This window comes from Aeromicrobium sp. JJY06 (genome assembly GCF_044069275.1).
Classification (GTDB): Bacteria; Actinomycetota; Actinomycetes; order Propionibacteriales; family Nocardioidaceae; genus Aeromicrobium; species Aeromicrobium tamlense.
Window position 1 is genome coordinate 1,205,013 of record NZ_JBIMRD010000001.1, and the last position, 19,807, is coordinate 1,224,819.

The 19,807-nt window shown below is 71.1% G+C and carries 19 protein-coding genes; 14 read left to right on the forward strand and 5 right to left on the reverse strand.

The window, feature by feature from the left end:
- The first annotated feature begins 152 nt into the window (after positions 1–152).
- On the forward strand, positions 153–2,330 hold the full coding sequence (locus ACGWYL_RS06090) for a transglycosylase domain-containing protein (protein WP_179427320.1): 2,178 nt from the start codon (positions 153–155) through the stop codon (positions 2,328–2,330).
- Between the two features lie 38 nt (positions 2,331–2,368).
- Here ACGWYL_RS06090 and ACGWYL_RS06095 read toward each other — a convergent pair whose 3' ends face one another.
- Together ACGWYL_RS06095 and ACGWYL_RS06100 are read right to left on the reverse strand one after the other, a co-directional pair.
- The gene (locus tag ACGWYL_RS06095) at positions 2,369–3,403 is read right to left on the reverse strand and encodes an alanine racemase (RefSeq protein ID WP_395486680.1); all 1,035 of its coding nucleotides are present in this window, start codon (positions 3,401–3,403) and stop codon (positions 2,369–2,371) included.
- Positions 3,404–3,553: 150 nt separating this feature from the next.
- On the reverse strand, positions 3,554–4,666 hold the full coding sequence (locus tag ACGWYL_RS06100; RefSeq protein WP_395486681.1) for a lipid II:glycine glycyltransferase FemX: 1,113 nt from the start codon (positions 4,664–4,666) through the stop codon (positions 3,554–3,556).
- Positions 4,667–4,779: 113 nt separating this feature from the next.
- Here ACGWYL_RS06100 and ACGWYL_RS06105 point away from each other — a divergent pair, with 113 nt between their 5' ends.
- The gene (locus ACGWYL_RS06105) at positions 4,780–5,670 is read left to right on the forward strand and encodes a siderophore-interacting protein (protein WP_269304485.1); all 891 of its coding nucleotides are present in this window, start codon (positions 4,780–4,782) and stop codon (positions 5,668–5,670) included.
- Positions 5,671–5,776: 106 nt separating this feature from the next.
- On the opposite strand, the gene ACGWYL_RS06110 is transcribed toward ACGWYL_RS06105, so the two are convergent.
- Positions 5,777–6,601, reverse strand: a complete 825-nt coding sequence (locus ACGWYL_RS06110; protein WP_179427312.1) for a siderophore-interacting protein — start codon at positions 6,599–6,601, stop codon at positions 5,777–5,779.
- 74 nt (positions 6,602–6,675) lie between these two features.
- Entirely contained in the window at positions 6,676–7,110 is a 435-nt protein-coding gene (locus ACGWYL_RS06115) for an HNH endonuclease (RefSeq protein ID WP_179427310.1), read from the reverse strand.
- Positions 7,111–7,266: 156 nt separating this feature from the next.
- Between ACGWYL_RS06115 and ACGWYL_RS06120 the strand changes: the two genes are divergently transcribed.
- The 12 genes from ACGWYL_RS06120 (at position 7,267) to ACGWYL_RS06175 (ending at position 19,319) form a co-directional block, all read left to right on the forward strand.
- Positions 7,267–8,742 carry a circularly permuted type 2 ATP-grasp protein gene (locus ACGWYL_RS06120; protein WP_395487238.1) on the forward strand — a complete coding sequence of 492 codons (1,476 nt, stop codon included), beginning with the start codon at positions 7,267–7,269 and terminating at the stop codon, positions 8,740–8,742.
- The gene (locus ACGWYL_RS06125; protein WP_395486682.1) at positions 8,742–9,668 is read left to right on the forward strand and encodes an alpha-E domain-containing protein; all 927 of its coding nucleotides are present in this window, start codon (positions 8,742–8,744) and stop codon (positions 9,666–9,668) included. Before ACGWYL_RS06120 ends, ACGWYL_RS06125 begins: the two co-directional genes overlap by 1 nt.
- Positions 9,669–9,705: 37 nt before the next feature.
- Positions 9,706–10,542: a transglutaminase family protein gene (locus ACGWYL_RS06130; protein WP_223303159.1), complete on the forward strand. Its 837-nt coding sequence runs from the start codon at positions 9,706–9,708 to the stop codon at positions 10,540–10,542.
- 62 nt (positions 10,543–10,604) lie between these two features.
- Positions 10,605–11,678: an aldo/keto reductase gene (locus ACGWYL_RS06135; protein ID WP_269304495.1), complete on the forward strand. Its 1,074-nt coding sequence runs from the start codon at positions 10,605–10,607 to the stop codon at positions 11,676–11,678.
- Between the two features lie 52 nt (positions 11,679–11,730).
- The gene (locus tag ACGWYL_RS06140; RefSeq protein ID WP_179427302.1) at positions 11,731–12,474 is read left to right on the forward strand and encodes an ABC transporter ATP-binding protein; all 744 of its coding nucleotides are present in this window, start codon (positions 11,731–11,733) and stop codon (positions 12,472–12,474) included.
- A gap of 1 nt (position 12,475) precedes the next feature.
- A complete protein-coding gene (locus ACGWYL_RS06145) occupies positions 12,476–15,034 on the forward strand; it encodes an ABC transporter permease (protein ID WP_179427299.1) in 2,559 nt (852 codons plus the stop codon).
- A gap of 128 nt (positions 15,035–15,162) precedes the next feature.
- Positions 15,163–15,456, forward strand: a complete 294-nt coding sequence (gene rpsF / locus ACGWYL_RS06150) for a 30S ribosomal protein S6 (RefSeq protein WP_179428349.1) — start codon at positions 15,163–15,165, stop codon at positions 15,454–15,456.
- A 76-nt stretch (positions 15,457–15,532) separates the two neighbouring features.
- Positions 15,533–16,108, forward strand: a complete 576-nt coding sequence (locus tag ACGWYL_RS06155) for a single-stranded DNA-binding protein (RefSeq protein WP_179427297.1) — start codon at positions 15,533–15,535, stop codon at positions 16,106–16,108.
- Positions 16,109–16,144: 36 nt separating this feature from the next.
- Positions 16,145–16,381, forward strand: a complete 237-nt coding sequence (gene rpsR, locus ACGWYL_RS06160) for a 30S ribosomal protein S18 (protein ID WP_067861076.1) — start codon at positions 16,145–16,147, stop codon at positions 16,379–16,381.
- Positions 16,382–16,399: 18 nt separating this feature from the next.
- A complete protein-coding gene (gene rplI, locus ACGWYL_RS06165; protein ID WP_179427295.1) occupies positions 16,400–16,846 on the forward strand; it encodes a 50S ribosomal protein L9 in 447 nt (148 codons plus the stop codon).
- The gene (locus ACGWYL_RS06170) at positions 16,843–18,540 is read left to right on the forward strand and encodes an ABC transporter family substrate-binding protein (protein ID WP_395486683.1); all 1,698 of its coding nucleotides are present in this window, start codon (positions 16,843–16,845) and stop codon (positions 18,538–18,540) included. Before rplI ends, ACGWYL_RS06170 begins: the two co-directional genes overlap by 4 nt.
- Positions 18,540–19,319, forward strand: a complete 780-nt coding sequence (locus ACGWYL_RS06175; protein ID WP_395486684.1) for a siderophore-interacting protein — start codon at positions 18,540–18,542, stop codon at positions 19,317–19,319. The genes ACGWYL_RS06170 and ACGWYL_RS06175 overlap by 1 nt, the downstream gene beginning before the upstream one ends.
- A gap of 79 nt (positions 19,320–19,398) precedes the next feature.
- On the opposite strand, the gene ACGWYL_RS06180 is transcribed toward ACGWYL_RS06175, so the two are convergent.
- Positions 19,399–19,797: a hypothetical protein gene (locus tag ACGWYL_RS06180; RefSeq protein WP_269304509.1), complete on the reverse strand. Its 399-nt coding sequence runs from the start codon at positions 19,795–19,797 to the stop codon at positions 19,399–19,401.
- Positions 19,798–19,807: the final 10 nt, after the last annotated feature.

The window sequence follows — 19,807 nt, forward strand, 5'->3', positions numbered from 1 at the left end:
CGCACGGTTCCATTCGATGCCACGAATGGCTATATCGGTACGATACATCGAGTCGGGCGAATATCGAGACCCCGGCCCGGCCGGTCATTCGTTTCTCAGGAATCTCCGTCAGACTGGCTCGTTGGTAGTCGTCCTCCGAAAGGAACCGATTCGTGGCGTCAACTCGCACGAAGCAGAAGAAAGGACCGCTCTCGCGGTTCGCCCGCAGGATCGGCGGCACCGGGTCGTGGCCCGTGCGCGTCCTGCGGTGGTTGCTGTTCCTCGGTGTGATCGGATTCGTCCTCGGCGCGCTCGCCGTGGCGATCCTGTACGCCACCACGAAGATCCCCGACCCCAACGCGGACTTCCAGACCGAGACGACGAACGTCTACTACTCCGACGGCAAGACGAAGCTCGGCAGCTTCGCGACCCAGAACCGCGAGAGCCTCGACTTCGACGAGATCCCCGAGGTCATGCGCGACGCCGTCGTGGCCGCCGAGGACCGCACGTTCTGGGAGAACCAGGGCATCGACGTCAAGGGCATCGTCCGCGCCGCGCGCAACAACGCCACGAGCGGCCAGATCACCGGCGGCGGCTCCACGATCACGCAGCAGTACGTGAAGATCCTGTACCTGAACCAGGAGCGCTCGTACACGCGCAAGATCAAGGAGGCCATCCTCTCGGTCAAGATCCACAACCAGCTGACCAAGTCCGAGATCCTCGAGGGCTACCTCAACACGATCTACTACGGCAACGGCTCGTACGGGGTCGAGGTCGCGTCGCGCACCTACTTCGGCAAGCCGGCCGCGAAGCTCAACGTCGGGCAGGCCGCGTTCCTGGCCACCGTCATCAACAACCCCTCGTACTTCGACCCGTACGCCGAGGGCGCCGCCGACCGTGTGCTGCCGCGCTACAACTACGTGCTCGACGGCATGGTCAAGCAGGGCTCGATCACCGCCGAGCAGGCCGCCGCGCACAAGGGCAAGTTCCCCAAGTTCAAGAAGCAGCGCGCCAACCAGCGGTTCGAGGGTCCGAAGGGTCACGTGCTCGACCTGGTCCGCAAGCAGATGCGCACCGAGGGCTTCCTCGACTCCGAGATCGAGGGCGGCGGCCTGCGGGTCGTCACCACGATCGACAAGGACATGCAGGACGACGCCGTGGCCGCCGTCAAGGAGGTTCGTCCCGACGGCCTCGACGAGCTCAACACCGCGCTCGTCTCGGTGGAGCCGGGCACCGGCGCGGTCCGCTCGCTGTACGGCGGCCCCGACTACCTGAAGAACCAGCTGAACTGGGCCACGCTCGGCACGCAGCCGGGTTCGACGTTCAAGGTGTTCGCGGTGGTCGCGGCGCTGGAGAACGGCTACAGCCTGCAGACCAGCCTGAACGGCAACGCGCCGCTGCGGATCGGCGACGCCGAGATCCAGAACCAGGGTGATTCCGGCGGTCGCTCGTACGGCCAGATCAACCTCGAGCGCGCCACCGAGTTCTCGGTGAACACCGCGTTCGTCGACCTGACCGACCAGATGGAGGACGGTCCGGAGAAGATCATCGAGGCCGCCCGCGAAGCCGGCATCCCCGAGTCCACGATCGACCGCATCGAGCCCGTCATCGGCGTCTCGCTGGGCTACGCCCCGGTGTCGCCGATCGACATGGCCAACGCGTACGCGACGCTCGCGGCCGACGGCAAGCGCGCCGACTGGTTCGTCATCGACCGGGTGAACGACGCGCGCGGCACCCGGGTCTTCGAGCACAAGGTCGCCACCACACAGGCGATCGACGAGGACGTCGCGGCCGACACGCTCGCGGCGATGCAGACCGTGGTCCGCAGCGGCTCCGGCGTCCAGGCCCGGACGTTCTGCCCCACGGCCGGCAAGACCGGAACGGCCACGGCCACCGACGGCGACGGCGACAACGAGCGCGTCTCGTCCTCGTGGTTCGTCGGCGCGACGCCGAAGATGGCCACGGCCGTCATGTACAACCGCGGCAAGGGCAACGAGGAGCTCGAGGGCTACCTCAACCCGTTCTTCGGCGGCACGTACCCGGCGCAGACGTTCCGCGCGTACATGAACAGCGCGCTCGAGGGATCGGAGTGCGGCTCGTTCCCGGCGCGGGCGAACATCAAGGGCGAGAAGGGCACGAAGATCTTCAACCAGGCTCCGAAGAAGAAGGAGCCGGAGAAGAAGAAGACCGAGCCCACGAAGCGTCCGACCACGCCGGCGCCCAAGCCGACGACGCCGGCGCCCACCACCCCGGCGCCGACGACGCCGCCGCCGGTCACGACGCCTCCGCCGTCGCCGGATCCGACCGAGCCGTCGATCCCGGCGCCCGGCGACGGAGCCGGTCAGGACTGAGCCGGGGCCCGCTCACCCCTCGGGGTGGGCGGGCCCTCTCAGATCTCGCGGACGGTGTCGAAGCTCGCGATCGTGTAGCGCACCTGCGCCGTCACGGTGTCGCCGACGGCGGGCAGCTTCGCGCCCTCGGGCAGCAGCACCATGCTGGCCTGCATGTGCGGGGGCTCGGCGAACCAGCGCAGCTTGCCGTCGATCGTGAACGGCGAGAGGGCGAGCCCGGCGGCCGCGAGGCCTCCCTTGGCGGCGGCCTTGCCGCGACCCGCGACCCCGGCGACCGCGCGCGGCGCCTCGAGACCGATGCCGTGGCTGGTGCCGCCGGCGATCACGAGCACGTGGCCGGCGCGGGGCACGCGGCCCTGGCGGTACCCGATCCGCTCGCCACGCTGCACGGTGTGGACGTCCATCACGGTGGCGCGCACGGCGAGGGTGTCCAGCCGGCCCAGCCACAGCTGCGTGCCCACGCGGGGGCGCAGCGTGAGGGTCGGACGCTCGCCGCGCAGCTGCTCGAGCTCGGTCAGGGTCAGGTGCGAGCAGAAGACGGTGGTGGTCTCGAGGGCCGACGCCTCCAGGACGGCGCACCACAGGCGGGCCTCGTCGAGGTTGCCGCCGGTCATCGGCAGGTGCATCGCGAAGCCCTCGACCTTGAGGCCGGCCTCCGCGATCGCGCGGGCGGCCTCGGCGAGGTGGTGGCGGTCGAAGCCGTGGCGTGCCATCGACGTCTCGATCTCGACGACCACGCGCGCGCCGGGCTGCTGCTGGGCGAGGGCGGGGATGTCCGCGAGGCGGCCGAGCGTGTGCACGAGCCGGGGGTCGGCCACGCGCGGCAGGAACGGGCGCCACGGCGTCAGCACCTGCACGTCGCCGAGGAACGAGCCGAGCAGCTCGTGGGCCTCCTCGTAGGTGCCGACGGCGATCAGGTCGGCGCCGAGCCGGCTCGCCTCGTGCGCGAGTCGCTGGCGCCCGAGGCCGTAGCCGTTGCCCTTGACGACCGGCACGAGCCCCGGCAGGGCGGCGTGGGTCGCGGCCAGGTGGGCCCGCCAGTCGGCGGCACGGATCTCGAGGTCGAACGCCATGGCTCCATCATTCCGGACCGCTCCCGAGGTCCCGCCTCCGGCGGGCGAGATGTGTAGCGGTATCCACCCTTTCTCAGGCGGATCGGCCGAAAAACGGTGGTTACCGCTACAGATCTGGCGCGGGCGGGCCCGCGTGCCGTCAGGACGAGGTCAGCCGCGGCGCTTCATGTAGGCGGTGAAGGCGGCATACAGCGGCTTGTTGATGGGCAGGTCCCACTCGCCGAGGTACTCCACGGCCTCGCCGCCCGTGCCGACCTTGAACTGCAGCAGGCCCACGTGGGAGTCGTCGGTGTCGAGCGTGTCGGTGATGCCGCGCAGGTCGTAGACCTCGGCGCCGCCCGCGAGCGAGTCGCGCATCATCTGCCACTGCACCGCGTTCGAGCCGCGGACCTCGCGCTTCGCAGTGGTGGACGCGCCGTAGGAGTACCAGGCGTGCGTGCCCACCTGCACGAGCGTGGTGGCGGCGACGAGGTCGCCCTCGTGGCGGGCGAGGTAGAGCCGCAGCCGCTGCGGGTCCTCGGCGGTCATCGCGTCCCACATCGTCTCGAAGTACGACAGCGGCCGCGGCGTGAAGTGGTCGCGCTCGGCGGTCTCGACGTACACGCGGTGGAACTCGGCGAGGTCCTCGCGGATACCCGTGGTGACCTCGACGCCCTGCTTCGCGGCCTTGCGAATGTTGCGGCGCCACAGCTGGTTCATGCCGGCGAGGACGTCGTCCTCCGAGCGGCCGGCCAGCGGCACCTGGAAGTTGTACTTCGGCTGCCCGGCGGAGAAGCCGCCCTCGGCGGCCTGCTCCTTCCAGCCCAGCGAGCGCAGCTGGGCGGCCACCGCGAGCGCGGCGTCGTCGGTGTGGTCGGCGGGGACGTCGCCGAGCCGGGTGAGGACGTCGTCGGCCAGCGCGGCCTTGAGCGTGGCGGCGCCCCAGCGGCGGGTCACCAGCGCGGGACCCATGCGAATGCCGAACGCGCCGTTCGCCTTGAGGTGGGTGCGCATCGCGTCGAGCGCCTCGGCGACGTCGCCGCTCCAGTCGAGGACCGGACCCTCGGGCAGGTAGGCCAGGTAGCGCTTCAGCTTCGGCACCTGGCGGTAGAGGACGAGGCCGACGCCGACGAGCTCGTCGCGCCGGAACCAGCCGATCGACTCCCCGCGCCATTCGCCCTTGACCGCCGCCCACGCGGGGGTCTGCAGGAAACTCGCGGAACCGCGCGAGGCGACGAACGCCAGGTGCTGATCGGGTCCGATGGTCCGTACGTGCAAGCTCACGGCTCGAGGCTATCCAACAACGTTTGTTAGGCTCTCCTAACGAAGCACCCCGGACGGGCCCGACCGTCGTTCCGGGCCGTCGGCCTCGCGGCCGAAACATCGGAGGAATCCTCGTGAAGACCTTTGTCGCGACCGTGCTCGGTCGCCGTGTCCTGACCCCCCACCTCGTCTCGATCACCCTGGGTGACATCGACGCGTGGGAGTCCACGGGCATCCCGGACGAGTACGTCCGCCTGCTGCTGCCGCCGCGTCCCGGTGCACCGGTGGTGCTGCCCGAGATCGGTGAGGACTGGTCGATCACGTACCCCGAGGGCGCCGAGGAGCTCGTGCCCCGCGTCTACACGATCTCCGACCACCGCATCGTCGACGGCCGCGTGCGCGTGGACATCGACGTCGCTCTGCACGACCACGGCGTCGGCTCCGACTGGGCCCGCACGTGCGAGCCTGGCGACCGTGTCGGCATCCTCGAGCCGCACGGCCTCTACCGCCCCGCGGCGGACGCCACCGACCAGCTGCTCGTATGCGACCTCACCGGCGTGCCCGCGCTCGCGCGCATCCTGCGTGGTCTCGAGCCCGAGGTCCGCGCTGACGTGCACGTCGTCCTCACCGATGCCGCCGACGAGGTCCCGCTGCCGTCCGTCGCCGACGTCACGGTGACGTGGCAGGTCGTCGAGAACGACCACGACATCCCCGATGCGATCGAGGCCGTCGTCCGCGGACGCGACCTGCCCGCCGACCCGTCCGGTCGCTACGTCTGGGTGGCCGGCGAGGCCCGCGCCGGACGCGCCACCCGCAAGCACCTGCGGCGCGAGCTCGGCTGGCCGCAGACGTCGTTCTACACCTGCGGCTACTGGCAGATCGAGGCCGAGAAGTGGAACGCGCGCTACCAGCAGGTCGCCGAGCAGGTGCAGGCCCAGGCCATGGAGGCCTACCAGCGCGCCGGCGAGGACGAGGGCGCCTACCTCGACGAGCTCGACACGATCTACGAGTCCGTCGGCCTTTGAGTCCCGCCTCCGGCGGGCCAGATGTGTAGCGCTGTCCACCCTTTTTCGGCCGATCTGCCGGAGAAACGGTGGTTACGGCTACAGATCTCGCGCGCCGGAGGCGCGGTCAGTGGCCGGCGGCGCCGCGGCGCCAGTAGCCGACGAAGCTGATCCGGTCCTTGGGGACGCCGGCGGCGACGAGGTGGCGGCGGGCCCCCTGCACCATCGACTGCTCGCCGACGAGGAACGCGTGCACGTCGGTGCCGGGTGGGACGGTGACCAGGGCCGGCAGGGCGATGTCGCCTGCGTGCGCCTCCGGCGGACGGCTGAGCCACCACACGTCGACGCCCGGCGGGTGGGACAGGTCGAACCGGTCCTCCTGCGTCGGCACCTCGAGGATGGCGGTGCCGGTCGCGGAGTCCGGCAGGCTGGACAGGACGCCCGCCACCGCGGGCACGCCGGTCTCGTCGGCCAGCAGCAGCACGCGGTCGGTCCCGCGGCCGGGGTTGAACGCGATGCCCTCGTCGACGATGCCGATCGGGTCGCCCGGCCGGCAGGTCTGCGCCCACGTCGAGGCGGGGCCGGCGGTGCCGTCCTCGACGTTGCCGTGCAGGACGAAGTCGATGTCCAGTTCGGGCCCGTCGACGCCGACGGACCGGAACGCCCGCACCGTGTAGTTCCGCAGCACGGGCCGCTCGCCCTTGTCGATCCGCAGGTAGCGCAGGTAGCCGAGCAGGTTGACCCGGTCGGGCAGCTGGTCGAGTCCGGTCTCGCCAGCGGTGGGGATGAACATGCGGAACCACTGGTCCCAGCCCATCGGCGTGAACTGCTCGATCGACCCGCCGCCGACCGTGACGCGCTGGAAGTGCGGCGAGATCCGCTCGCTCCGCAGGACCTCCAGCCGAATCAGCTGCTGACGGTCCGGCTTGACCAGCTCGCTCGCCTTCGCCATGGCTCCTCCTCCGTCGAGTTAGGCGAGCCTAACCGACGTGGCGAGCGGGGTCACCCGGCCGTCCAGCAGGCGGATCAGGCGACGAACGAGGCCGGGCGCGACGGGGTGATGAGCAGGGGCATGCCGGCCTCGGCCGGGGTGCGGTTCCCCTTCTTGTGGTTGCAGCGCAGGCAGGCCGCGACGGCGTTCTCCCACGTGAGCGCCCCGCCGCGCGAGCGCGGGATCACGTGGTCGACGGTCTCGGCCAGGCCGCCGCAGTAGGCGCACGAGCGGTCGCGGGCCTTGATGGCGCTCTTCGTGCACAGGTGCGACCGGCGGTGCATCCACCGCGCGACGACGTAGCGGACCAGGCGCAGCACCCGGGGCCGGGGGAAGGGGCCGAACGAGTCGTCGGCCGCCTCCTCGATGACCGCCACCTCGCGCACCAGCATCTTGATCGCGTGGCGCAGCGACACGCGCTGCAGAGGTTCGTAGCTCGCGTTGAGCACCAAGACGTCACCAGCGGTCATGGGCGCGCCCCTTTCCGCTACGAAGCGTAACCAGAACGCGGTCATTCCGGGGTGAACGCTCGCCGAAACGTGCAAGTGACAAACCGCCCCTAAGGTGGTCTCGTGACCGAGGCGCAGCTGTTCGAGGGATACGGACCCGTCGCGGGCTACGACGAGATGTACGGCGAGTCGGGCGTCCGCGACCTCTACACCGCCGTGCACGCGGCCTTCGGCAAGATGCCGCCCGAGGAGGTCCGTCAGCGGGCCGACGGGCTTGCCTCGTCCTACCTCGAGCAGGGCATCACGTTCGGCGTCGCGGGCGAGGAGCGACCCTTCCCGCTCGACATCGTGCCGCGCATCATCGAGGCCGACGCCTGGGACGAGGTCGAGGCCGGCGTCAAGCAGCGGGTCGAGGCGCTCGAGGCGTTCCTGGCCGACGCGTACGGCGCCGGAGAGCTCTTCCGCGACGGCGTCGTCCCGCGCGAGACCGTCGTGACCTCGAGCCACTACCACCGCGTCGTCGCCGGCATCGACCCCGCGAACGGCGTGCGGATCCACGTCTCGGGCATCGACCTGATCCGCGACGGGAACGGCGACTTCCGCGTGCTGGAGGACAACGCGCGCGTGCCGTCGGGCGTCTCCTACGTCATGACGAACCGCCGCGCGATGTCCAGCGGCCTGCCCGAGGTCTTCGCCGACCACCGCATCCGGCCCGTCGCGCGCTACTCGCGCCAGCTGCTCTCGGCCCTGCGCGCCGCGGCGCCCGCCGGCGTGAGCGACCCGACCGTCGTCGTCCTGACCCCCGGCGTCTACAACTCCGCGTACTTCGAGCACACGCTGCTGGCGCGCACGATGGGCGTCGAGCTCGTCGAGGGCCGCGACCTGGTGTGCCACGGCGGCCGCGTCATGATGCGCACCACCGACGGCCTCGCGCCGGTGCACGTCATCTACCGCCGCATCGACGACGACTTCCTCGACCCGCTGTCGTTCCGCGCCGACTCCGCGCTGGGCGTCCCCGGCCTCATCAACGCCGCGCGCGCCGGCAACGTGACGATCGCCAACGCGGTCGGCAACGGCGTCGCCGACGACAAGCTGCTCTACACCTACGTGCCCGACCTGATCCGGTACTACCTGCACGAGGAGCCGATCCTGCGCAACGTCGACACGTGGCGCTGCGGCGACGCCGACCAGCGCGAGGAGGTGCTCGACCGCCTCGACGAGCTCGTGCTCAAGCCGGTCGACGGCTCGGGCGGCAAGGGCATCGTGATCGGCCCGTCGGCCACCGGCGAGGAGCTCGACGAGCTGCGCGCCAAGGTCATCGCGGCGCCGCGCGACTGGATCGCCCAGCCGGTGATCTCGCTGTCCACCGTGCCCACGCTCGTGGAGGACGGCATCCGTCCGCGTCACGTCGACCTGCGCCCGTTCGCGGTCAACGACGGCGACGACGTGTGGGTCCTGCCCGGCGGCCTCACCCGCGTGGCGCTGCCCGAGGGCGAGCTGATCGTGAACTCCAGCCGCGGCGGCGGCTCGAAGGACACGTGGGTGCTGGCCCGGCCCACCGAGCCGATCGAGGAGCCCGACGACGACCTCGACCCCGTCACCACGACGCAGACCATGGCCCCAATCACCGCTCCGCTGAGGGGGGAGGCCTGATGCTCAGCCGCATCGCCGAGTCGCTCTTCTGGATCGGCCGCTACCTGGAGCGAGCCGACGACACCGCGCGCCTGCTCGACGTGCAGATGCAGATGCTCGTGGAGGACCCCGCCACCGACGAGGTCACCAGCTGCCAGCAGCTGTTCGCCGTCATGGGCATCGAGGACTTCGAGGGCGTGCCCAACCGTTGGTCGATGCTCGACCTGCTGGCCTACGACCAGAAGTCGCCGAGCGCGATCGCCTCGGTGATCGGCTCGATGCGCGAGGCCGCCCGCAGCGCCCGCGAGACCCTCTCCACCGATGTCTGGTCGGCGATCAACACCACGTGGCAGGGCGTCCCGGCCGCCACGTCGATGCGCCCGGCGGAGATGTTCAACTGGGTGCGTCGCCGCACCGCGATGATCTCGGGCACCGCCGACGACTCCATGCCGCGCGACCAGGGCTGGTACTTCTACGTCCTGGGCCGCAGCATCGAGCGCACCGACATGACCGCCCGGCTGCTGTCCACCGCGGCCAGCGCCGGCGCCTCGGGAATCGCGTGGCAGAACACGCTGCGCGCCTGCGGCGGCTACGAGAGCTTCCTGCGGACCTACCGCGGCATCGAGCGCGACACCGCCGCCGCCGAGTACCTGCTGCTCGACCGGTGGTTCCCGCGCTCGATCGTGTCGAGCCTGAGCGAGGCCGAGCGGGCGCTGACCCGGCTCGACGTCGCCGGCCGTCGCGCGGGCTTCTCCGACGAGGGCCTGCGGCTGCTGGGCCGGGCGCGCACCGAGATCGAGTACCGCCCCCTGAACGAGATCCTCGAGACGATGCCGTTCGAGATGGAGCGCCTGCAGCGCGCCTGCGCCGCCGCGAGCGACGCGATCACGGCGCGGTACTTCGCGCAGGAGGACTGGCACAGCTGGACGGGGAGGGTGTCACTGTGAGCGAGCGTCAGCGAGTGAACGAGGTGGCGGCGTGAGCATGCGTATGCGGGTGCGTCACGCGACGACCTACACCTACTCCGAGCCGACGGTGGCCTCGTACAGCGAGGCCCGCCTGACGCCGCAGACCACCGCCGACCAGTACGTCCGCCGCACGCGCCTGGAGATCGCGCCGACCGCGTGGTCGCAGGAGTACCGCGACTACTGGGGCGCCACGGTCACCGCGTTCGAGGTCACCGACCCGCACGACGAGCTCACCGTCGTGGCCACGTCGGTGGTCGACACCGCCGACCCGGCCGAGCCCGGCGAGTCGATCGGCTGGGACGCTCTCGACGCCAACACCCTCGACCGGTACTGCGAGTTCGTGCACCAGCAGGACAAGGTGCGCCCCGCCGAGTCCCTCGTGGCCGAGCTCGATGCGATCCGCGCCGAGTCCGCCGCCCCGAGCGCCTACGTGGAGCGGGTCGTCGAGCTGATCCGCGGTCGCGTCAAGCGCCTCGTCGCGGCCACCCACGTCAGCGCGACCGCCGAGGAGACCTGGGAGTCCGGCAAGGGCGTCACGCACGACATCACCCACGTCGCGATCGGCGCGCTCCGCCACGCGCAGGTCCCGGCGCGCTTCGTGGCCGGCTACGTGCACCCCGAGGCCGACCCGGAGGTCGACGCTCCCGTGGCGTCCGAGCCGCACGCCTGGCTCGAGTGGTGGGACGGCCGCTGGGTGGGCTGGGACGTCACGCACGGCGAGGCCCCGGGCGAGCGCCACATCGTGGTCTCCCGCGGCCGCGACTTCGACGACAACCCGAACCTGCGCGGCATCTACTCCACCAGCGGTGAGTTCAGCACCGCCGTCGAGGTCGAGATCACTCGCCTGGCCTGAGCGCCGGACGGTTGGCTCCCGTGCCGGTCGCCGGTGTCCGCGGCGCGCCCTACGGTGGAGCCATGAGCACCGACTGGACCCGCAACCGCGTTCCCGAGACCCATCAGCCGTGGCAGGCCGACGCCGACCGCTACCAGGGCCTGGAGTACCGCCGCGTGGGCCGGTCGGGCCTGCTGCTGCCCCCGATCAGCCTCGGACTGTGGTGGAACTTCGGCGACAACCGCACGTTCGACACCCAGCGCGAGGTGCTGCGCCACGCGTTCGACCTCGGCATCTCGCACTTTGACCTGGCCAACAACTACGGCCCGCCCTACGGCTCCGCCGAGGAGAACTTCGGCCGCATGATGCGCGGTGACTTCGCGCCCTACCGCGACGAGCTCGTCATCTCCACGAAGGCCGGCTGGGACATGTGGCCGGGCCCGTACGGCTTCCTCGGGTCGCGCAAGTACCTGCTGTCGAGCCTCGACGCGTCGCTGCAGCGGATGAGCCTCGACCACGTCGACATCTTCTACTCGCACCGTGCCGATCCGGACACGCCCGTCGAGGAGACCGTGGGCGCGCTCGACACCGCGGTGCGCCAGGGCAAGGCCCTCTACGTGGGCATCTCCTCGTACTCGGCCGAGCGCACGCGGCGCGCGGCCGAGGTGGCGGCCGACCTCGGCACGCCGCTGGTGATCCACCAGCCCGCGTACTCGATGGTCAACCGCTGGGTCGAGGACGAGCTGTTCGCCACCCTGGAGGACACCGGCATGGGCTCGATCGCCTTCACGCCGCTCGCGCAGGGCTTGCTCACCGACCGCTACCTCGGCGACGAGCCGGTCGAGCGGTCCGGGGGGCGGTCGTCGTTCGACGTCTCGGTGGTCGAGGGCAACCGCGACCGGCTGCGCGGTCTGGCCGACGTGGCGCGCGAGCGTGGTCAGACCCTGGCCCAGCTCGCGATCGCCTGGGTGCTGCGTCCGGGCGCGGCCACGTCAGCCCTGATCGGCGCCTCCAGCACCCGCCAGCTCGACGAGAACGTGGCCGCCGCGAGCAGCACGGACTTCACCGCCGAGGAGCTCGAGAGGATCGACGAGCTGGTCGGCCACGACGCCGATGCGCGGGTCGACCTCTGGGGTGGTTCTGCTCACATCGTGTAACTCTGAGTGACACCGCATGGATTCTGGGCGTTTCTCGCCTAGGCTCTCCGCCATGGAGAAGACCGTCGCGGCGCACGCGCACGAGCTCACGAAGACCTACGGCAAGGGCGACGCCCAGGTCCGAGCGCTGGACGGCGTCTCGCTCGAGATCTACGAGGGCGAGTTCACCGCCGTGATGGGACCGTCCGGCTCGGGCAAGTCCACGCTCATGCACTGCATGGCTGCGCTGGACACCCCCGACTCCGGCCGGGTCACGATCGGCCCCACCACCCTGGCCAAGCTCGACGACAAGGCGCTCACGGTGATGCGCCGCGAGAAGATCGGGTTCGTCTTCCAGGCGTTCAACCTCGTGCCCACCCTGACGGCCGAGGAGAACATCCTGCTGCCGCTGTCGATCGCGAACCGCAAGCCCGACCCCACCTGGTACCGCAACGTCATCGACGCCGTCGGCCTCGCCGACCGCCTCAAGCACCGCCCGAACGAGATGTCGGGCGGGCAGCAGCAGCGCGTCGCGTGCGCGCGGGCGCTGGTCAGTCGGCCGTCGATCGTGTTCGCCGACGAGCCCACCGGCAACCTCGACTCCACCTCGGGCGCCGAGGTCCTCTCGTTCCTGCGCCGCAGCGTGGACGAGTTCGGCCAGACGATCGTGATGGTCACCCACGACCCCCACGCCGCGAGCTACACCGACCGGGTCGTCTACCTCGCCGACGGCCGCGTCGTGTCCGAGCTGCGCGAGCCCACCGCCGAGAAGGTCCTCGAGCGCATGAGCGCGGTGCAGCGCCGGATCGGCGCGTGACGTGCGACGGGTCACCTGGCGCAACCTCGTCGCCCGCAAGGTCCGCCTGCTCCTGAGCGCCTTCGCGATCGTGCTGGGGATCGCGTTCCTGTCCGGCTCGCTGGTGTTCACCGACACGATCGGCCGGAGCTTCGACCAGATCGCGTACGGCACGGTCACCGACGTCGCCGTGCGGCCGGTCACCGGAGACGGCGACGCCATCGCGATGAGCGTCAACCGCGAGGCGCGCACGATCCCGGCTTCCGTCGTGGACGACGTCGCGGCGCTGCCCGACGTGGCGCGTGCCGAGGGTGCCGTCAACGGCGGTGGCCTCTTCGTGGTGAAGAAGAACAACAAGCTGCTCGGCGGCACCGGCGCCCCGACGATCGCACTCAACGCCGGGCCTGCCGACCCGATCCCCAACGCCGCAGGCCAGCAGATGCTGAGCTGGGAGCGCGGCCGTCCCCCGGCGGCGGAGGGCGAGGTCGCGCTCGACACGCGCTCGGCCGAGGTCGCGGGCTACCGGGTCGGCGACACCGTCAAGATCGCGCTGCCGGCGGACCCGCCGATCCTCAAGGCCAAGCTCGTCGGCCTCTTCGACTTCACCTCCGGTGGACTCGCCGGCGCGACCCTCGTGATGTTCGACGACGCGAGCGCGCAGCAGTACTTCCTCGGCGGAGAGGACGCGTACAGCGTCATCCAGGTCGAGGCCGCACCCGGCGCGACGCAGCAGCAGGTCGCCGACGAGGTCGCGAAGGTCATCCCCGAGGGGACCGAGGCGGTCACGGGCGACGCCGTCGCCGAGGAGTCCAAGGACCTCTTCGACCAACTGCTCGGCTTCCTCAACACGTTCCTGCTGGTCTTCGCCGGGATCGCGCTCGTGGTGGGCACGTTCCTCATCGTCAACACGTTCTCGATCCTGGTGGCCCAGCGCAGCCGCGAGCTCGCGCTGCTGCGGGCCCTCGGTGCCTCGCGCCGCCAGGTCAGCCGCTCGGTGCTCACCGAGGCCTTCGTCATCGGCGTCATCGGGTCCACGCTCGGCCTGGCGCTGGGCTTCGGCCTGGCGATGCTGCTGAAGGTGCTGTTCAGCAACTTCGGCCTCGACCTGTCGGGCACGTCGTTGGTCTTCCGCCTGCGCACCGTCGTGCTGTCCTACGTCGTGGGCGTGCTGGTGACGATGCTCGCGGCGTGGATCCCCGCCCGGCGTGCCGCGCGGGTCCCGCCGGTGGCCGCGATGCGCGACGAGGTCGCGATGCCGGAGTCCTCGCTGCGCTGGCGCCTCGTGATCGCACTGCTGTTCGGCCTCGTCGGTGCCGGCGCGATGGCCGCCGGGTCGTGGCTCGACGTGCCGCGACCGATCATCTGGGTGGGCGCCGGCATCTTCGGCGTGCTGATGGCCGTGGCGCTGGGCAGCCCGATCATCGCCACGCCCGTGCTCGCGGTCTTCGGCGCGCTCTACCGCACGGTCTACCGCTCGGTGGGCCTGCTCGCGGCCCAGAACGCGCGCCGCAACCCGCGTCGCACGGCCGCCACCGCCTCCGCCCTCATGATCGGCCTCGCGCTGGTCACGACGATGTCGATCCTGGGCGCCTCCATCAACAAGTCGATCGACGCCGGGGTCGAGCGCGAGTTCTCGGCGGACTTCGTCATCCAGAACGTCAGCGGTCAGGCCTTCTCGCCGGGCATCTCGAAGAGCGTCAGCGAGGTCCCTGGCGTGGCCGCGGTGTCGCCGGTCCAGGCGATCGTGTTCCGCGCCGACGGCAGCCAGGTGTTCGGGTCGGCCACCGACCCGGCGCGGTTCGGCGAGGTCTTCGACCTCGACTACGTCTCCGGTCAGGCACCCGCCGCGGACGACACGATCGCGCTGAGCGAGTCGCTGGCCGAGTCCCTCGGCAAGACCACCGGCGACACGGTCGAGCTCTCGTTCACCACCGGCAAGGTGCCGGCCACGGTCACGGGCGTCTTCGCCGACAGCAACATCGTCGGGCAGGCGGTGGTGCCGCTGTCCACGGTCACCACCGCCGGCATCCAGCGCGGCGACACCACGCTGGCCGTCAACGCCGCCCCCGGCACCGGCACGGGCACGGTGCGCGCCAACCTCGAGCGCGCCGTCGGCGACAACCCCACGATCGTCGTGCAGGACAAGGAGAGCTACGCCGAGGCGCAGCGGGCCCAGGTGAACACGCTGCTCTACCTCATCTACGCGCTCCTGGGCCTGGCCATCGTGATCGCGGTGCTGGGCATCGTGAACACGCTCGCGCTGAGCGTCATCGAGCGCACCCGCGAGATCGGCCTGCTGCGCGCGGTCGGTCTCACCCGGCCGCAGCTGCGTCGGATGGTGCGCCTGGAGTCGGTCGCCATCGCGATCCTCGGCGCCGTGCTGGGCATCGGGGCGGGCCTGCTGTTCGGGGTCGCGCTGCAGCGCTCCTTCGCCGACGACGGCATCAGCGACCTCGCGATCCCGGCGGGCTCGCTCGCCGTGTTCGTCGTGGTCTCGGCGTTCGTGGGCGTGCTCGCCGCGGTGCTGCCCGCCCGGCGCGCGGCGCGGCTCGACGTGCTGCGCGCGATCACGGGCGAGTAGCCGGGCATCGGCGGATTCGTCCGGAACGACGGCCCGCTGCTAGACTCGTGAGGTTGCCGTTCGAGGCGACACCCTCCTGTGACGGAAAGCCCGTCACCGCTCAGTCCAAAGGAGAACCCGCAGTGGCACTGCGCAAGTACGAAGTCATGGTCATCCTCGATGCCGACATCGATGAGCGTTCCGTCGAGAAGAGCCTCTCGACCTACCTCAACAACACGATCGTCGCCGACGGTGGCTCGGTCGACAACATCGACGTCTGGGGCAAGCGCCGTCTTGCCTACGAGATCAACAAGAAGTCCGAGGGCATCTACGCCGTCATCGGTCTGTCCGCCGGTCCCGACTCGGTCAAGGAGCTGGATCGCCAGCTCTCGCTGAACGAGTCCGTCGTCCGCACGAAGGTCACGCGTCCCGACGCGAAGTGATTCTGTGGACGGAGTGATTCCGTCCCCCGAATCCGACAGACTCGTCGCGAAGAGCACCTCGAGAGAAGGCTGATCCATGGCAGGCGAAACCACCATCACCCTCGTCGGCAACCTGACCCGCGATCCCGAACTGCGGTTCACGCCGTCGGGCGCGGCCGTCGCCGACTTCACCGTCGCGTCCACCGCGCGCACGTTCGACCGTCAGACGAACGAGTGGAAGGACGGCGACACGCTGTTCATCCGCTGCTCGGCCTGGCGCCAGCTGGCCGAGAACGTCGCCGGCTCGCTGACCAAGGGCACCCGCGTCATCGTGACCGGCGCCCTGAAGGTCCGTGAGTACGAGCGCCAGGACGGCGGCCGCGGCACGAGCGTCGAGATGACGGTCGACGAGGTCGGCCCGTCGCTGCGCAACGCCACCGCACAGGTCACCCGCACGTCGGGTGGCGGCGGTGGCCAGGGCGGCTTCGGCGGGGGCAACTCCGGAGGCTTCGGCGGCAACGCCGGTGGCAACTCCGGCGGCTTCGGTGGCCAGCAGCCCGGTCAGCAGTCCGATGCGAGCGCGTGGGCCCAGCCCTCGGCGCCGCAGGCGCCTTCCGGGGGCAACGACCCCTGGGGCGGCGGATCCGGCTCCAGCGACGAGCCTCCCTTCTGATCCATCACACGTAGCAAGAACATTTCCAGGAGCATCATGGCCAAGCCCGTTGTCCGGAAGCCGAAGAAGAAGAGCAACCCGCTCGCGGCCGCCGGCGTCACCACCATCGACTACAAGGACACTGCGCTGCTGCGCAAGTTCATCTCCGACCGCGGCAAGATCCGCGCCCGTCGCGTCACCGGCGTCTCCGTCCAGGAGCAGCGCCAGATCGCCAAGGCGATCAAGAACGCGCGCGAGATGGCGCTGCTGCCCTACACGTCCAGCGGTCGCTGAGTCAGGAGCACGAGACAGATGAAGCTCATCCTCACGCACGAGGTCAGCAACCTCGGCCAGCCCGGCGACATCGTCGAGGTCAAGGACGGCTACGGCCGCAACTTCCTGCTGCCCCGCAACTTCGCCATCCGTTGGACGAAGGGCGCGGCCAAGCAGGTCGAGTCGATCAAGGCCGCGCGTGACGCGCGCGCCGTGCACGACCTCGAGACCGCCCAGTCGATCAAGGGCAACCTCGAGTCGTCGCCGATCAACGTCCCGGCCCACGCCGGTGAGGGCGGCCGCCTGTTCGGCGCCGTCACCGTCACCGACATCGCCGACGCGCTGGCCCAGGCCGGCGCGAAGGTCGACAAGCGTCGTATCGAGGTCGGCAACCCGATCAAGAGCCTCGGCGCGCACACGGTCTCCGTCCGCGTGCACCCCGAGGTCGTCGCGACGGTCAAGCTGAACGTCGTCGCCTCCAAGTGATCCTCAAGACGCCGGGTCCCGCTTCACGCGGGGCCCGGCGCCTTGCTGTCGGGGCGCTGGCGGGCCTGCTGCTCGCCGGCTGCCTCGGCGGCGGGGGCGATGACGCCTCCGGCGAGAAGCAGGCCGCGAAGGAGGACACGTCGCTGCCGATGGCCGACGTGCACGCGGCCGAGCGGGCCGACGTCCGCGACGGCGGCACGCTGCGCCTGGGCATCACCTCGTTCCCCGCGCAGTTCAACCCGGTGCACACCGACGGCGTCGCCAGCACCGCCCCCCAGATCCTCGAGCCCACGCTCGGCAGTGCCGTGCGAGTGGGCCCCGACGGCTCGTGGACGGTCGACACCGACTACGCCAGCAGCGTCGAGGTCGTCGACAAGGACCCGTTGACCGTCCGCGTCGAGCTCAACCGCCGCGCCGTCTGGCAGGGCGGCACCCCCATCACCTCGGCCGACATGGTCGCCTGGGTCGACGCGATGCAGGACGACGATTTCGCCGCGGCGCCGTCGCCCGTCTACGACCTCGTCGACTCCGTCGAGCCCGACGGGAAGTTCGCGTACGAGGTCGAGTTCGAGGAGCCCACCGCCGACTGGCCGGCCGCGGTCTACCCCACGCTGCCGAAGGCGTACACGAAGTCGGTCAAGACGTTCAACCGCGGCCTCGTCGCGAAGGCGCCGTCGGCGAACGGCCCGTACGTGGTCACCGAGATCGAGCGCCGCACCGGCACGATCACGCTCGAGCGCAACCCGCGCTGGTGGGGCGAGCCGGGCCGCCTCGACTCCATCGTGTGGCGGATCGGCGACGAGGACGTGCTGGCCCAGGCGTTCACCGCCGGCGAGCTCGAGTCCGCGCCGGTCACCCCCGCGAACCGTGAGGCCCTCGCGAAGGCCGACGTGCGGGCGGCACTCGGCTCGGAGTGGTCGCACCTCACGATCAACGGCGGCACCGGTGCGCTCGCCGACGCCGACGTCCGGCGCGCGGTCATGCTCGCGGTCGACGCCGAGGGCATCGTCGCCGACACCTCGAAGCGCTACGGCGTCGAGGCGGTGCCGATGGACTCGGTCGTGCTGCTGCCGGGCCAGGTCGGCCACCCGGCAGGCAAGCCGGTCACCCGTGACCTCGCCCGTGCCGAGAAGCTGCTGGCCAAGGCCGGCTGGCGGCGCAAGGACGGTGCCGGACCCGCGCTGCGCAAGGGCAAGCCGCTCACCCTCAGCCTGCCCGTGCCCGACACCCGTTCGGGCGCCGTGCAGCGGGCCGAGGCGATCGCCGAGGACCTCGCCGAGATCGGCATCCGCGTGAAGGTCACCACGGTGCCGGGCCCCACGTTCTTCGAGAAGGTCGTCATCCCGCTGGACTTCGACCTCACCACGTTCGCGTGGGGCGTGCGGCCGTTCGACCTCGCCGACACGCGGCGCCTGTTCACCCCCATCGACAGCCCGATGAACTTCACCGGCAAGGCGTCCAAGGCGATCGGCCAGGCGTTCGACGACGCGATCGCCGAGCTCGACGATTACGCCCGGGCTCGCCAGGTGGCCGAGATCGACGAGGTCGCGCGGGCGCAGGCGTCGATCATGCCGCTCGCGGTCGTCCCGCAGGTGCTGGCGGTCGACCCCACGGTGCGCAACTACGGCCCCGCGGCGCTGGCCGACACGGACTGGACCGAGGTCGGGTTCGCGGCGAAGAAGAAGGGCGACTGATGGCCCGCACCCGGCGCCGGGCGGTGGCCTGGCCCACGATCCTGCGCGAGCTGCGTGTCGTGCGGGTCGCCGACGTCACCGAGTCCACGCGCCGAGTCACCCTGGCCGGCGAGCAGCTGGAGGAGTTCGAGGTCGCCGGCGGCACCGCCGCGCCGTTTCGCTCCGAGGGCTTCGACGACCACGTGAAGCTGCTCGTGCCGCTCGAGGGCACCGATCGCCCGCCGCTGCCGGTGCAGGGCCCCGATCGTCTCGAGTGGGGTGGTGCGGGCGGCCGTCCCGTGGCCAAGGACTACACACCGCGACGGTTCGCCGACGGCGAGCTCGACCTCGACTTCGTGCTGCACGAGGGCGGCTTCGCGGCGGGCTGGGCGCGTCGGGCCGCTCCGGGCGACCCGGCGTGGATCGTCGGCCCCACCCGGTCGCTGCTGCTGCCCGAGGGGGTCGAGCGGATGGTGCTGGCGGGCGACGAGACCGCGCTGCCGGCCATCGCTCGGCTGCTCGACGCCTGGCCGGGCACGATGACCGCCGACGTCGTGGTCGAGGTCGCCTCGCCCGCCGGCATCCAGGACCTGCCCGAGCGGCCCGGCGTCACGGTGCGGTGGGTGCACGGCGCCGACGCCTGGGTAGAGGCCGTGCGCGACCTGCCGTGGTCCGACGTGCCCACGTTCTGCTGGGTCGCGGGCGAGTCCGGGGCCGTGCGCCAGGTGCGCCGCCACCTCGCCGACGACCGCGCCGTCCCGCGCGACTGCCTCGATGCCACGGGGTACTGGCGGCGCTGACGGTTTCCCCGGTTAACCGGGGAAACTGTCACTTCGCGAGGTTCGCGAACCACGTGAAGTGACAGGAAACCTCGTTCAGTCAGGCCGCGTGGAGCTGACGGGCGGCCACCGGGTGGCCCTGCCACCACAGCGTGTGGTCGAGCTCGGAGCCGTCGCGCGGGGCCCACGTGCGCACGACGACCCGCTGGGTGCCGAGCTCGCGGTCGATCCAGGCGCGGCCGTTCGGGAGGTCGATCTCGGTGCGGTCGACATCGCCGCACGGCACGTGACGCGGACGCCCGACGAGACGCAGCCAGCCGACGGGTCGTGTGGTCCCGCGGACAACGTGGCTGGCCAGTCCCTCGTGCGAGACGACCTCGTGCGGCCCGAGGTGCCGCAGCACCGAGTCGAGCTCGGAGGTGGAGACGACGTAGACGCGGCCGATGCGGTCGCGACGTGAGCGCGGGCCCCGGAGGGCGTCGATGACGGGAAGGCTCATGTCTCCACCT

Coding starts and splice junctions, on each gene's coding strand:
- ACGWYL_RS06095 (WP_395486680.1), bottom strand. CDS start 3,403: ATGGCGTTCGACCTCGAGATCCGTGCCGCCGACTGGCGGGCCCACCTG.
- ACGWYL_RS06110 (WP_179427312.1), bottom strand. CDS start 6,601: ATGGCGAAGGCGAGCGAGCTGGTCAAGCCGGACCGTCAGCAGCTGATT.
- ACGWYL_RS06115 (WP_179427310.1), bottom strand. CDS start 7,110: ATGACCGCTGGTGACGTCTTGGTGCTCAACGCGAGCTACGAACCTCTG.
- ACGWYL_RS06120 (WP_395487238.1), top strand. CDS start 7,267: ATGTACGGCGAGTCGGGCGTCCGCGACCTCTACACCGCCGTGCACGCG.
- ACGWYL_RS06125 (WP_395486682.1), top strand. CDS start 8,742: ATGCTCAGCCGCATCGCCGAGTCGCTCTTCTGGATCGGCCGCTACCTG.
- ACGWYL_RS06130 (WP_223303159.1), top strand. CDS start 9,706: ATGCGTATGCGGGTGCGTCACGCGACGACCTACACCTACTCCGAGCCG.
- ACGWYL_RS06135 (WP_269304495.1), top strand. CDS start 10,605: ATGAGCACCGACTGGACCCGCAACCGCGTTCCCGAGACCCATCAGCCG.
- ACGWYL_RS06140 (WP_179427302.1), top strand. CDS start 11,731: ATGGAGAAGACCGTCGCGGCGCACGCGCACGAGCTCACGAAGACCTAC.
- ACGWYL_RS06155 (WP_179427297.1), top strand. CDS start 15,533: ATGGCAGGCGAAACCACCATCACCCTCGTCGGCAACCTGACCCGCGAT.
- rpsR (WP_067861076.1), top strand. CDS start 16,145: ATGGCCAAGCCCGTTGTCCGGAAGCCGAAGAAGAAGAGCAACCCGCTC.
- rplI (WP_179427295.1), top strand. CDS start 16,400: ATGAAGCTCATCCTCACGCACGAGGTCAGCAACCTCGGCCAGCCCGGC.
- ACGWYL_RS06175 (WP_395486684.1), top strand. CDS start 18,540: ATGGCCCGCACCCGGCGCCGGGCGGTGGCCTGGCCCACGATCCTGCGC.
- ACGWYL_RS06180 (WP_269304509.1), bottom strand. CDS start 19,797: ATGAGCCTTCCCGTCATCGACGCCCTCCGGGGCCCGCGCTCACGTCGC.